The organism is Exiguobacterium sp. s91 (assembly GCF_018618915.1).
GTDB classification, from domain to species: domain Bacteria; phylum Bacillota; class Bacilli; order Exiguobacteriales; family Exiguobacteriaceae; genus Exiguobacterium_A; species Exiguobacterium_A abrahamii.
This window is the reverse complement of record NZ_JACSMZ010000002.1, coordinates 151,705-163,776: the sequence shown is the minus strand read 5'-3', so window position 1 is coordinate 163,776 and position 12,072 is coordinate 151,705. Positions and strand designations below refer to the sequence as shown.

At 49.7% G+C, this 12,072-nt stretch carries 12 protein-coding genes; 6 read left to right on the top strand and 6 right to left on the bottom strand.

Features of this window, described 5'->3' with window-relative positions:
• Nucleotides 1–24: 24 nt before the first annotated feature.
• Entirely contained in the window at nt 25–1,056 is a 1,032-nt protein-coding gene (locus KNQ06_RS12265; RefSeq protein WP_215148457.1) for an MSCRAMM family adhesin SdrC, read from the bottom strand.
• A gap of 245 nt (nt 1,057–1,301) precedes the next feature.
• Between KNQ06_RS12265 and KNQ06_RS12260 the strand changes: the two genes are divergently transcribed.
• The 3 genes from KNQ06_RS12260 (at nt 1,302) to KNQ06_RS12250 (ending at nt 4,246) form a co-directional block, all read left to right on the top strand.
• Nucleotides 1,302–2,669, top strand: coding sequence for a hypothetical protein (locus tag KNQ06_RS12260; RefSeq protein ID WP_050676874.1), 1,368 nt, complete (start codon nt 1,302–1,304; stop codon nt 2,667–2,669).
• 63 nt (nt 2,670–2,732) lie between these two features.
• Complete coding sequence (locus tag KNQ06_RS12255; RefSeq protein WP_064300536.1) at nt 2,733–3,260, top strand: copper resistance CopC family protein; 528 nt, start codon at nt 2,733–2,735, stop codon at nt 3,258–3,260.
• Entirely contained in the window at nt 3,257–4,246 is a 990-nt protein-coding gene (locus KNQ06_RS12250) for a copper resistance D family protein (RefSeq protein WP_215148455.1), read from the top strand. The genes KNQ06_RS12255 and KNQ06_RS12250 overlap by 4 nt, the downstream gene beginning before the upstream one ends.
• Nucleotides 4,247–4,297: 51 nt before the next feature.
• On the opposite strand, the gene KNQ06_RS12245 is transcribed toward KNQ06_RS12250, so the two are convergent.
• The 4 genes from KNQ06_RS12245 to KNQ06_RS12230 all read right to left on the bottom strand — a co-directional run bounded on the left by KNQ06_RS12245 (nt 4,298) and on the right by KNQ06_RS12230 (nt 8,815).
• The gene (locus KNQ06_RS12245; protein ID WP_215148453.1) at nt 4,298–6,091 is read right to left on the bottom strand and encodes an acyltransferase family protein; all 1,794 of its coding nucleotides are present in this window, start codon (nt 6,089–6,091) and stop codon (nt 4,298–4,300) included.
• A 135-nt stretch (nt 6,092–6,226) separates the two neighbouring features.
• Complete coding sequence (locus KNQ06_RS12240; RefSeq protein WP_215148451.1) at nt 6,227–7,576, bottom strand: sensor histidine kinase; 1,350 nt, start codon at nt 7,574–7,576, stop codon at nt 6,227–6,229.
• Nucleotides 7,573–8,262: a response regulator transcription factor gene (locus KNQ06_RS12235; protein ID WP_215148449.1), complete on the bottom strand. Its 690-nt coding sequence runs from the start codon at nt 8,260–8,262 to the stop codon at nt 7,573–7,575. Before KNQ06_RS12235 ends, KNQ06_RS12240 begins: the two co-directional genes overlap by 4 nt.
• The gene (locus tag KNQ06_RS12230; RefSeq protein WP_215148447.1) at nt 8,240–8,815 is read right to left on the bottom strand and encodes a class I SAM-dependent methyltransferase; all 576 of its coding nucleotides are present in this window, start codon (nt 8,813–8,815) and stop codon (nt 8,240–8,242) included. The genes KNQ06_RS12235 and KNQ06_RS12230 overlap by 23 nt, the downstream gene beginning before the upstream one ends.
• 162 nt (nt 8,816–8,977) lie before the next feature.
• Between KNQ06_RS12230 and KNQ06_RS12225 the strand changes: the two genes are divergently transcribed.
• The 3 genes from KNQ06_RS12225 to KNQ06_RS12215 are packed head-to-tail and all read left to right on the top strand — an operon-like array spanning nt 8,978 to nt 11,406.
• On the top strand, nt 8,978–10,021 hold the full coding sequence (locus tag KNQ06_RS12225; protein ID WP_215148445.1) for a bifunctional transcriptional activator/DNA repair enzyme AdaA: 1,044 nt from the start codon (nt 8,978–8,980) through the stop codon (nt 10,019–10,021).
• On the top strand, nt 10,018–11,064 hold the full coding sequence (locus tag KNQ06_RS12220) for a DNA alkylation repair protein (protein WP_215148443.1): 1,047 nt from the start codon (nt 10,018–10,020) through the stop codon (nt 11,062–11,064). Before KNQ06_RS12225 ends, KNQ06_RS12220 begins: the two co-directional genes overlap by 4 nt.
• Entirely contained in the window at nt 11,065–11,406 is a 342-nt protein-coding gene (locus tag KNQ06_RS12215) for a GNAT family N-acetyltransferase (protein WP_215148441.1), read from the top strand. It begins immediately after the preceding gene.
• Nucleotides 11,407–11,444: 38 nt separating this feature from the next.
• On the opposite strand, the gene KNQ06_RS12210 is transcribed toward KNQ06_RS12215, so the two are convergent.
• A complete protein-coding gene (locus KNQ06_RS12210) occupies nt 11,445–12,023 on the bottom strand; it encodes an AAA family ATPase (protein ID WP_174315936.1) in 579 nt (192 codons plus the stop codon).
• Nucleotides 12,024–12,072: the final 49 nt, after the last annotated feature.

The window sequence follows — 12,072 nt, the reverse complement described above, 5'->3', positions numbered from 1 at the left end:
TCCTCTCATTTTTCGTATAGACGATTAATCGTCATCACCATGATCTCCGTGATCATCCCCGTCATCGTCTCCATGATCGTCTGAATCATCATCTTGATCATCATCTTGATCATCATCTTCTGAGTCATCCGAAGAATCATCGTCATCCGAGTGCTCATCTTCTGATTCGAGTTCCTGTCCATTATAGAACTTGATCTGGACGTGTAACGTTTTGATGTTTGGCAATTGAAGTGCCTGTGCGACTAACGTTAATAATTCTTCTTCCGTCATCGATGGTGTGACGAGAAGACGATCTTTTAACGTCGCAACGTCAGTAATACCGATCTCGTCTTTAAAGCGCAATTCTTTCCGTTGATGTTCATTACTGTAACGCCACTCGAACTTTTTCTTATTCGTATCCGTCACTTTGATCATGATCCGTTTGAGTTCTTGATTATTCTGAACCCCGTCGTGATCCGTATCTTCCTGATCATCTCGAGTCCCGTCATGATCGCTGTCTGCTTTGGTTGGATCAGAACCAAGTTCGAATTCGTCTTCATTCAGAAGCGTATCTTGATCGCGGTCCTCTTCGTTATCTTTGATGCCGTCACGATCTGAATCATTTTTCAGTGGCTGCGTACCCACGATGAATTCTTCTCGTGTCGTCAATCGATCCTGATCTTGGTCTTCTTTATCATCAGAAATACCATCTTGATCGGAATCCTTCTTCAATGGATTTAGATGCGCTGTGTATTCTTGTTGATTCGTAAGTAAGTCGCGGTCCGAATCCTCTTTCCCATCCTTGATTCCGTCGCGGTCCGAATCCGATTTAGTGGGGTTGAGACGAAGTTGATACTCTTGTACATTCATCAAACCGTCGCGATCGTGATCTTTTGTTGCGACTTGTTTTCCATATCCCAAATGATATTGTTTTTGCCAAGCATCTGGAATCCCATTTTTGTCTCGATCGACTTGCACGACAGGTTTCTTCTTCGCTTTACTTTTTGCTTCGACAGGTCCAACTGCTTGCGAGACGACGAGCGAAGCAAGTACTGCGCCAATGACAATCCGTTTCATAAGTCCACTCCTGTTCTATAAAAGATAAAAGATGAGGTTATAAGAAGATTCTAATGAAATGATTAGAAAATAAGTTGGCTGTTTCGCGAAATGAGTAAATAAAAACTAAAAAATAATGAAAGTGCTGCATAAGTTTATTTCGTTAGAAAAAATATTTTAAATAAAAAATGTAAAAAGATAAAACCATTCGTGAACTCCTTACGTTATCTATGTGAAGTCCAAAAAATCAAAGGGGTGTTCATAAGATGAAGATGAAAAAGTCGTATCTCGCTGTTCCGCTTAGTGCCGCATTGTTGATTCCAGCAGCAGGTGTTAGTGCACATGGTCATGAGGACCATAGTAAGATGTCTCACAGTTCAGGAAAAGTCTCCCTCGATGTCTCATCTCCAGCATCGGATTTACGAGCGACACTCGATCAAATTCTATCTGAACACGCGTATCTCGCAGTCGTTGCGATGCAAAAAGGAATTGATGGTAAAGAAGATTTTGAGCAGGCAGCCGGTGCCTTGAATCAAAACACGGATGATTTATCGGCAGCTGTTGGTTCCGTCTACGGGGAAGAAGCAGGCGCTGCCTTCAAAGAAATCTGGGCGAGCCATATCGGTTACTTCGTCGATTACGTCAAAGCAACTGGTGCCAAGGACGAAGACGCGAAACAAAAAGCATTGAAAGAGCTTGATGAGTATCGTGTCGAACAGGCTGCGTTCCTCGATAAAGCAACGGAAGGACGTCTGAAGGCAGCGGATCTCGAAGCAGGACTAAAAGTCCATATCACGCAACTGTTAACATCGTTTGATAGCTACGTTGCTGGTGATTATGATGCTGCCTACAGTAATCTACGTAAAGCAATCGAGCATATGTATATGGTGGGAGAAGGGTTATCTGGTGCGATCGTCGATCAGTACCCAGATAAATTCAAAAATACGAAAGTTGATACACCAGCAGCTGATCTTCGTGCCGGACTGAACCGAAACTTCTCTGAACACGCGGCGCTTGCAGTGCTCGCGATGCAAAAAGGAATTGACGGAGCAAAAGACTTTGACGCTGCGGCTGGTGCCTTGAATCAAAATACGGATGACCTGACAGCTTCGATTGGCTCTGTTTATGGTAGTGAAGCAGCGCAACAATTCAAGAAGATTTGGTCGAGCCACATCGGCTACTTCGTTGACTATGTCAAAGCAACAGGTGCGAAAGATGATCAAGCACGCGACATGGCTGTGAAGGAACTCGATGAGTACCGTGTCGAACAGGCAGCATTCCTTGATGCAGCAACAGAAGGACGTTTAAAAGCGAAAGATTTGGAAGAAGGATTGAAGGTTCACATTGACCAACTCTTACTTGCCTTCAATAGCTACAATGAAAAAGATTACGACAAAACGTACCCAGCAATTCGCGAAGCGTACGCGCATATGTACGGCGTAGGGGAAGGAACTGCGACAGCAATCGTCGATCAGTTCCCAGATAAATTCAAAGGTGCGCCTGGAATGCCAAACACAGGTCTCGGTGGTATGCAAGAAGAAGCATCGACGACAGGTATCGTCTGGTCATTGCTTGGTATCGCAGCAGCATCGATCCTTGGATTCTTCGCACTCCGTCGTCGCCCGCAACAATAAAGGACGACCCGCTGGCAACAGCGGGTTTTCTTGTACACATCAAGCAGAAAGGAGGTAAACGACATGCGCATCATCCGATTTGTACTCCTATTCCTCGTTTGTCTGTTGCCCATATCGGTCGAAGCACATACGAGTTTAAAAAGCTCGAATCCGGCAGAGGGATCGGCATTATCTGAACCCGTCGATCGGATCCGCTTGACGTTCAGTGAGGCTGTTGAAAAAACAAGCACCTTACGTGTAGTAGACGCGAATGGCGTCGAACAGTCTCTCGCAAAACCGCTCATCATCGGAAATGAACTGAGTGCTGTCGTCTCAGAGCCTTTAACGGAAGGAAAATACACGATCAAGTGGGCATCGATTTCAGATGATGGTCATCCCGTTAAAGGAACGATTCGTTTTACGGTACTAGGTGAGGCAAAAGCTGAAACAAGCACCGTAGAAAAGGCTGAGCCGATGGAAACAAAAGCAGCAGTCGTTCCTGAAGCGGAGCCAGTTTCAAAAGGACTCGTTCCGACACTGCTCCCATGGATCGTCGGGGGACTGTTAATCAGTATCGTCATCCTTCTCTTGTTACGTCGTCGCACGACATGAGTGCGTTTCTAGGAGAACTACTCGTCTACATGGGTGGAGCGCTTTGGATGGGCTATTTGGTATTATGCTTCATCCCAAGGAAACGGAAACCGCCATTAATGGACGGTACGTCGTGGGCGGTAGCGGGACTCGGGATGCTCGTTCTTGGAACGAGCATCCCGGTCTTTGGTGCCGTTCGTTTTCTACTTTCGACGCAAACGATGACAGAAGCTCTACGAACGGGGTTACTGGAGTTGCATATCGGTCGGATGTTTCTTGTCGTTTACTTCTCTGCTTTACTCCTGTTGATCGTATTCGCATGGCAAAAGCAACGGTCCATCCTGCTCGCACTCTTGACGATCCCGTTATGGATTGGTATCGCAGGAACGAGTCATGCGGCGGCCAAATACGGTGCGCTCGGGTGGACGCTTCAATTTAGTCACTTCTTATGTGTGACGGCATGGATCGGTGTCGTGTTTTGGATAGCCATCGGTGCCCGCTCGACCGCTCATTGGTCTGCCTTTTTAAGTTGGTTCAGTCCGTTTGCCCGGATCGCCTTTACGGGTGTCATCCTGTCGGGTCTGTTACTGATGCAACTGGCGATTCCACTTGAACGCTATACGAATCTCTGGGGTGTACCATATGGTCAAGCGTTGTTGCTGAAGCACCTCCTGCTGCTACCACTTTTGTTCTACGCATTCTGTAATGGAACGCTCGTAAGGCGTCGGTTGCGTTTTGACTCAACGTACGATCCGCGTCCACTACTCCGGATGGAGAGTATCATTTTAGTATTGCTGTTCATGGCGAGCGCTTCACTCAGTCGTCTGGAACAACCGACGCTAGGGCAACTGCCGGTCAGTGGTCCATCAGGGGACAGGTGGGTCTTGATGATTGGCATTGCCACGCTACCATTGCTTTTACTCGGATATCGTCGGCATGCAGTGGGTGTCTTGCTGAGTTTATTCAGCGTCAGTTTGATCTATCTTGGGCTGCTAGCGACAGGGTGAGTACAAAAAAACAAGGTAGCGGATCGTTCCGCTACCTTGTTTGACGTGGTCTTATTTCGTTGAAACAGCACAATTCGTCGCTTTTGCAAGAATCTTCGAATAGGCACGTGCGCCCTTAATATTCAAATGGACACCATCTGCTTCGAAGTAAGATGGATGTTTGACGGCAACGGCATGCCAGTCGATCAGTTCGACACGCTTCCGCTTCGATGCCTCCCGTAACATCTGATTGACTTCTGTTTCCCACGGACGCGGGACGCGTGCAGTGACCAGATAGACGTGATCGGCATTTGCGAATTGATCGAGCAAACTATTCAATTGATCCTTACGGAAGCTCCCGTTCGTTCCGAGGTGGAGAATGACTTGGCGTCCGTGCTGATTGTACGCCGCATACTGCTCACTCAGCGGAATCGCTTCTCGCAGCTGACGACCGAGTTTTGCATCAATTGTTAGTTGCTTGAGTGTACTGCCGAGATAATCTTCAACACCGAGCAGGACCGAATCTCCGATTGCAAGCGTCGGTCGGCAGATTTTTCGCTGATCGTGTGTTGCTTTCGGTGTCGTCGGTTTGAGGACCGGTTTCGGTTTTTCTTTTGGCGCCGCTATCTTCTCGAAAGCAGGTTCTGGCTTCGGCGTATCGGAGACAGCAAGAATCGATAAGTTACCGATGAAGCTGACGATAAGAATCGTCAACACGGCAACACTCGTCCACTGCATCGTTGAAAACTGACGTAACTGCCGCGGATGTAACGATAGACGTTTTAAGTAACCGGACAGTCCGAGTTGACGAATCGGACGTTCGATGAAGCGATACGATACTTCGGTCAAGGCGACAAGCACGACGACGATCAATACGGTCCGAAGCAACGAGAACGTTCCGATCTGCTCGACCGGTGTCATCAACGTGATGACGGGAAAATGCCAGAGATACAGACCGTACGATCGTTTGCCGATCGCAACGAGTGCTGGATGTGCAAACCACCGACTCCAGATCGACGCCGGGTGGGCGATCGTAGCAATCAATAACGCAGCAAGAAGCGAGACGAGGAAAAAGCCACCCCGGTATAAGAAGCTTCCGAACTCACTTGTGACGATCATCAGCATGAGCAAGAGCGGTAAAGTAACGGCACCTGTTTGATTCAGTAACCGGACACCACGTTTTGGGATATCGAGCTTAAAGCGGGTCGGCTGCCACGCGAAAGCGAGCAGACTGCCGATCAACAAGGCGAATAACCGAGTATCCGTGCCGTAGTAGACACGACTTGGATCTTCACCAGGTGTGAACTGAATCGCCATCGCAAGCACGGATGCACCGATCGCAACGCCGATCAATTGCAGGAACAAGCGACGATTTTTCATTCCGAACCAAAGTAAGATTGGGAATAGCAGGTAGAACTGCTCCTCGATTGCGAGCGACCAAAGGTTTTGAATCGGTGATGGCTTACCGAACGACTCGAAATAGGAGACGTCATGGAAGATATACCACCAGTTCGTCCCGTAAATGAGCGCAAAGGCACTATCTTGGCGAACCGTATACAACAGTTCGCGTTCAAAGATGGTTACGTACCCGAGAACGAGTAACAGCATGACGAATAAGGCTGGGAACAGGCGACGGAAGCGATGAATCCAAAACCGTTTCAAATCGAGGCGTCCGGTCGTCTGCCACTCGCGTAACAAGAGACCGGTAATCAAATAACCGGATAGGACGAAAAAGAGATCAACACCGAGGAAACCACCGGAGAAGAATGAAATAGACAGATGGTAGAGAATGACAGATAGGACGGCGAAGGCACGTAAGCCATCAAGCCCTGGCATATATGTAATCGAACGAGACGAGGATTTCATAAGACACGAACAACTCCTTTAAAACGACAACTAATTTCTAACAGTCTTTAGTGTATCGAATTCCATTTTCAAAGAAGTGTCTAAGAAGTAACAACCTGACCAAAAAAGCACCCGATGCGCACATCGGATGCAGGCTTATGAAACATGTGGAAAACGACAGGTCACGATGAAGCGGTTGTCTTGTGAAGTCAATGCGACACTACCCGCATGACGTGCCATGATTTGTTGAACAATCGACAGACCGATGCCAGAGCCACCAGACGAGCGGGAAGCATCGGACGTCCCGAACGGCGTCAGCCATTCGTTTAGTTCCTCTAGCGTATAAGTCGATTCAATCGCATTCGAACAGATCAGCTGGACGCCTTCTGTTTCTTCTTTGATTGTAATTTGAAGATCTCCCGTCCCGTGAAGTGTTGCATTGCGAATCAAATTCTCAAGCAAGCGCCGTAAGAGCATCGGATCGGCGAACAATGTCATGTGAGGTGGACCATCGATGACGCCATCGATGCCGGGAAACAGCTCCAGAACTTGTTCCGTCAGTGTGACGAGATCAAGCGATCTTCGTTCGACTGGATAATCGGTATTCGATAATTTAGCGAGCGTGAACAATTCGTCGATCCGGGAAGCGAGAGTTTCTGACTGTCGGGTGATGATCGCTAGAAGCTCCGTCCGTTCCGTCGCGGATAACGTCTCGTGTTTTTCGGTCAGCCACTGGATGAAGCCTTGGATTGAGGTCAACGGAGTCCGTAGGTCGTGCGATAGACTGGTGATTAATCGCAACTGCTGAACGAACCGTTCCTGATCACGAATCCGTAACGTCCGGAGTTCCTGTTCGATTCGTTCGATCGATTGGGCGAACAATTTGAATTCCTTCGGTCCTTTGACTGGAGGTAACGGTGCTGTTGGCGCTGGTTCGACCGTCAATCGTTCAAGCCGTCGCTCGAGTTCCCGGAACAATCCGGCAATCCAACGCGTCAAGAGTAGTAAAAAGAGGATGAACAGCGTCAATTGTAGGAGGAAAAAAGTACTTGAATTCCCAATCTGATATTCATTCAGTTTAGGCTTTTCTGATTGTACAGTTAAAAAATATCCGGGTTCGTTCTCTGATAAATCAATCGCTTCGATATGATGAAGAGTCCGAATCTTTCCGGTATCGGACGGGTCCCTTTCGGTGGGGGTTTGAGCAGCGAGCAACCGACTTGGTGTTAAATCTTCCGGGTACTTATCAGAAGCATCGATTCGACGATTATCCGCATCGTAGATAGCCCATTCATAAGGACCAATCGGCGACTGTCCATTTTCGTAGCGGGCGATATCACGCTTCACATCTTGAACGACTTCTTGCTCTGTCGTGTAGTAATAACGAGGAAGTGTCTTTGTACCAATCGGCAACTGACTGGCAAATAACCAGGCAAGCGCTGTGCTCAAGAAAGCCGCGAGCAGCAACAAGACAAGCATCCAAACAGTTAGTTTGATCCGTCTCATGGCTCAACCTTATAACCAACGCCCCAGACCGTCTGGAGGTGGCGCGGTTCTTTCGGGACATCCTCAATCTTGTCGCGGAGCTTATGGATCAGGACCATGACAGCGTTCGACGCGGAACCAAGTGCTTCCTCCTGCCAAACCCGTTCATACAGGTCTTCAGCCGAGAAGACACGACGGGGGTGACTCAAAAAGAGCGCCAGGCAATCAAATTCACGGCGTGTCAGGGCGAGCGGTACATCGTATTTAAAGATGACGCGTTCGTCTTCTTTGAGTGTGAACGGACCGACCTGAATCGCTGAAGCAGTAGTCGGGACATGATACTGACTGACGCGGCGTAACAGCGCCTTGACGCGGGCGACGACTTCAAGCGGATTGAACGGTTTACCGATGTAATCGTCCGCCCCGAAGGTCAAACCTTGAATTTTATCCATGTCTTCGCGTTTCGCCGTCAGCATCAAGACGGGTAACGTGTGACCGGCAGCACGCACCGCTTGAACGGTCGAGAAGCCATCGCGAACGGGCATCATCACGTCGAGTAACATCGCATCAACCGGACGCGTTGCAAGAGTCGCTAACGCTTCCTCACCATTTTCGGCTTCGAGGATCTCGTACCCTTCATTGGTTAAATAGAGTCGAAGCAATTGACGGATGTCTGCTTCATCATCAACGATCAAGAGCGTGGGCATGTGTAAATTCCTCCTGTTGCACCCCCTCGAAGACGTAAGCGGGGGGCAGATTGTAGAGCGTGTGCGAATAACTGTGTTCTTGAAAATAATCTCGGAACATCTTGAACTGGAACCGGGTGTATTGAAAGGCGATGAAGTGACCGCCTGGTCGTAGTAACGTTTGGAATTGTGCCAATAAGTCATGCCGCAACGCTGCCGGGAACGAGGCGAACGGGAGACCACTGACGATGATGTCGATCTGTCCGCTCCATGAATCGGATAATCCTTGAACGTCACCAATGAAGAGAGTGACATTCGTTTCCTGAGCCAGTAATTGTTCGAGTGCCGGGCGGAACGTTTCGCTCCGTTCACAAATCAAGAGATGTGTTTCTGGTGAACGAGCGGCCAGTAAGGATTTGGTAATCGCACCGTCACCCGCTCCGACTTCAAGAATCTGGCGCGGACGATCGGCGACGGCGCGTCGTGCCATCATCTCGGCCAGACGTGGACTGCTTGGTGCAACGGCTCCGACACGGAGTGGTGCGTGAAGTGCTTCTTTTAAGAAATCAAACATGAAAACCCTACTTTCCGTTGAGTATATCATGTAGTATGCACGTCGTCCCTTTCGAAAACAGGACGATGTTTCTTAAGTGAATCTTAAACATATCAATGCCTGATTTTCGGCGACATGATGACCGGACAAGCCGGTATACTAAGGACAAAGGAGGGGAAGGCGATGGAACATCACACGTATTATGAAGCGCTCGTTCGCCGGGACGCGACGTACGAAGGGACGTTTTTCGTCGGCGTCAAGACGACCGGCATCTTTTGCCGTCCGACGTGTCCGGCACGAAAACCGAAAGCGGAGAACTGTGAGTTTTTTGAAACGGCGCAAGAGGCATTACTTGCCTCTTATCGACCGTGCCGTCGTTGTCATCCGCTTGCTTATCCCGGAGATCATGGTACGATTCAACGCTTGATCGAAGCGGTCGAGGCAGAACCGGACAAACGGTTCAAGGAAGCCGATTTTCGAGCACTTGGTCTGGATGAATCAACGGCACGTCGCCAGTTCAAGAAACGCTTCGGGATGACGTTCGTCGCGTATGCCCGAGCACGACGGATGGGTCTGGCGATGAAGGAGATCCGAACCGGTAAGCCGATCATCGAAGGGCAGTTAGCAGGAGGTTATGAATCGAGTAGTGGGTTTCGTGAGGCGTCGGCACGGATTCTCGGACAGGCACCGTCGCGCTTTGACGGACAGGTCTTACGCGCCAAATGGCTCGACACGCCACTCGGTTCGATGCTGGCGATTGCCGACGATCAACTCTTACATCTGCTCGAGTTCGTCGACCGACGCGGACTGGAACGGGAAATCGAACAATTACGTCAAAAAGCGCGCGCTGTCATCGTTCCCGGGGAGTCACCGGTCTTTGGACAGATCGAAGCGGAGCTCCGTCGGTACTTCAAAGGAGAGCCGGTATCGTTTCAGACGCCACTGATGCGGTACGGAACACCCTTTCAACGCCGCGTCTGGGAAGAACTCGAGCGGATTCCGAGTGGAGAGACGATCTCGTACCAAGAGCTGGCGATCCGGATCGGTCAACCGACCGCTGTTCGTGCCGTCGCACGAGCGAATGGAGCGAACCAACTGGCAATCGTCATCCCGTGCCATCGGGTCATTCGAACGAATGGAGATTTAGGTGGATACGCGGGTGGACTCGCACGCAAGGAAACATTGCTCAAACTGGAGCACACACAGAGGGGACTGGATGAAGGATGAGTTTGATTAAAGATGTGTTTTCACCGAGTTGGCTCGACCGCTTAGGAGAAGCGGTCGACGTACCGGATTTTCGAATACGAGTCGAACAGGGAGACTGGAATGAACTCGCGTTTAAACAACGTGTCCGCCGTGTGGCGGAGACACTAGAGACGATCTTGCCATCGTTTCCGGACTCGATTGCGGAACTGGAACGACTCGCACCGCAGTTTACCGGTCTACCGGGAATCGTCTTTCCGGAGTATGTCGAACGGACAGCAACACTCGCCGACTGGACGCTTGCGATAGAGACACTCGCCAAGTTGACGCCGCATTCGACGTCAGAGTTCGCCGTTCGCCGTTTTCTACTTGCTGATCAGGAACGTTTCCTCGAGCAGGCATTCAAATGGACAAGATCAGACGATGAACATGTCCGGCGCTTAGCGTCTGAAGGGACACGACCGCGTTTACCATGGGGGCAAGCGATCCCACGTCTGATTGCTGACCCGCGTCCAGCGTTACCGATTCTTGACGCCTTATTACAGGATCCGTCACTTTACGTCCGAAAAAGTGTCGCCAATCACTTGAACGATATTTCAAAGACACACCCGGAATATCTAATTGAGCGAATCGAACGTCACTTAGGAACAGATCCGAGCACGGACTGGATTTTACGTCACGCTTCCCGGACGTTACTGAAGCGCGGAAATCAAGAAGTATTGCAGTTGTTCGGACACGTCACGCAAGGTGAGGTCGAGGTGACGGACTTGGTCGTCTCACCAGTGATGATTGGTCAAGAGTTACAGTTTTCGTTTCAAGTAAACAGTTCCGTCGAGCAACGTCTGCGTCTTGAATACGCGATCGATTACGTCAAACAACGCGGAACGAGTCGGAAGGTGTTTCAACTGCGGGAGCGGGAAGTTAAAGGTGTCCTACAAGTCGAACGACGCCAATCATTTCGGAACATGACGACGCGTGTCCATTATCCCGGGACACATACATTGACGATTTTGGTTAATGGAGAGGCTTACGCGACAGCAACGTTTGAGGTCGAGGAGTGGAGCTGAATGAAAGGACGACATCCGGATTTTACGACGTCACGCCTGTTTGTCGAAGTAACGGATGACGAATCGGGTTGCAAGTGGACGCTGCATGCGTTACGTCAGAACACAATCGTCGGAACGATTACCTTCATATGGAATGGATCGACCGGAAACTTACGTTATACAACGACGGATGAGGACGATCAGCACGGATACATCACAGAAGCGTTGACGTCGATTTTGGCGTATCTCGCGCGGACGTTATTACTGACGCGTGTTTACGGCGAAGCGGGCAGTGCGGCGGTCTGGCGTCGGAACGGATTTCAGTTGCAGGCGAATCGATATGAACGCAAACTCTATCATTAAAGCCCCGCCTGCTTGAGCAGGACGGGGCTTGTTTGTGATTAGACCGTTGTTTTGGACCAGTTGAAATGGTCGCAAATCGCTTCTGCACTTTCACGTGCGCTTAATTGTTCCGTATCAAGGAAGAGGTAGTTGACGTCCGGTAGTTCACCTGGCAGCGAACGTGTCCGGTATCCATCCGCCGTCTCGCGTAAGTCTTGTTCAGAAGCGGCAAGGTCACGCTTCGTCACTTTGTGCGTCAATCGGTTTTCGGTCGTGTTTCGGTGCAGACGGGTTGCGACCGGCGCATCCAGTTCCACGATATAGACGTCAGCACCTGCTTGTTCGAATAATTCGACTGTCTCTTCGATGAACTCAAGACCACCGCCTTCGACGCCGAATAGACAGAGGAACGTAAACAGGACGCCTTCGAGCGAGCTGTTCGCCATTTCCTTGAACATCTCGCGGCGGATCGTATCTTTTAGGCGATGGTGTGCAGGTTCAGAGAAATCAAAATAAGGCAATAACAGATCGATTGTCTGGTGGTTATGGAAAACTTTCATCTCCGTCAACCGTTCGATTTCCTGACCGATCGTCATCTTTCCGACCGCTTGCGGACCAAGTAACAAGACAAATTTCATGGACGAACCTCATTTCCTTTTTCTGCTAAGAATAGCATATTCCGACGAG

Excerpts from the sequence above, each read along its gene's own strand:
- KNQ06_RS12265 (WP_215148457.1), bottom strand. The coding sequence starts at position 1,056 with ATGAAACGGATTGTCATTGGCGCAGTACTTGCTTCGCTCGTCGTCTCG.
- KNQ06_RS12260 (WP_050676874.1), top strand. The coding sequence starts at position 1,302 with ATGAAGATGAAAAAGTCGTATCTCGCTGTTCCGCTTAGTGCCGCATTG.
- KNQ06_RS12255 (WP_064300536.1), top strand. The coding sequence starts at position 2,733 with ATGCGCATCATCCGATTTGTACTCCTATTCCTCGTTTGTCTGTTGCCC.
- KNQ06_RS12250 (WP_215148455.1), top strand. The coding sequence starts at position 3,257 with ATGAGTGCGTTTCTAGGAGAACTACTCGTCTACATGGGTGGAGCGCTT.
- KNQ06_RS12245 (WP_215148453.1), bottom strand. The coding sequence starts at position 6,091 with ATGAAATCCTCGTCTCGTTCGATTACATATATGCCAGGGCTTGATGGC.
- KNQ06_RS12240 (WP_215148451.1), bottom strand. The coding sequence starts at position 7,576 with ATGAGACGGATCAAACTAACTGTTTGGATGCTTGTCTTGTTGCTGCTC.
- KNQ06_RS12235 (WP_215148449.1), bottom strand. The coding sequence starts at position 8,262 with ATGCCCACGCTCTTGATCGTTGATGATGAAGCAGACATCCGTCAATTG.
- KNQ06_RS12230 (WP_215148447.1), bottom strand. The coding sequence starts at position 8,815 with ATGTTTGATTTCTTAAAAGAAGCACTTCACGCACCACTCCGTGTCGGA.
- KNQ06_RS12225 (WP_215148445.1), top strand. The coding sequence starts at position 8,978 with ATGGAACATCACACGTATTATGAAGCGCTCGTTCGCCGGGACGCGACG.
- KNQ06_RS12220 (WP_215148443.1), top strand. The coding sequence starts at position 10,018 with ATGAGTTTGATTAAAGATGTGTTTTCACCGAGTTGGCTCGACCGCTTA.
- KNQ06_RS12215 (WP_215148441.1), top strand. The coding sequence starts at position 11,065 with ATGAAAGGACGACATCCGGATTTTACGACGTCACGCCTGTTTGTCGAA.
- KNQ06_RS12210 (WP_174315936.1), bottom strand. The coding sequence starts at position 12,023 with ATGAAATTTGTCTTGTTACTTGGTCCGCAAGCGGTCGGAAAGATGACG.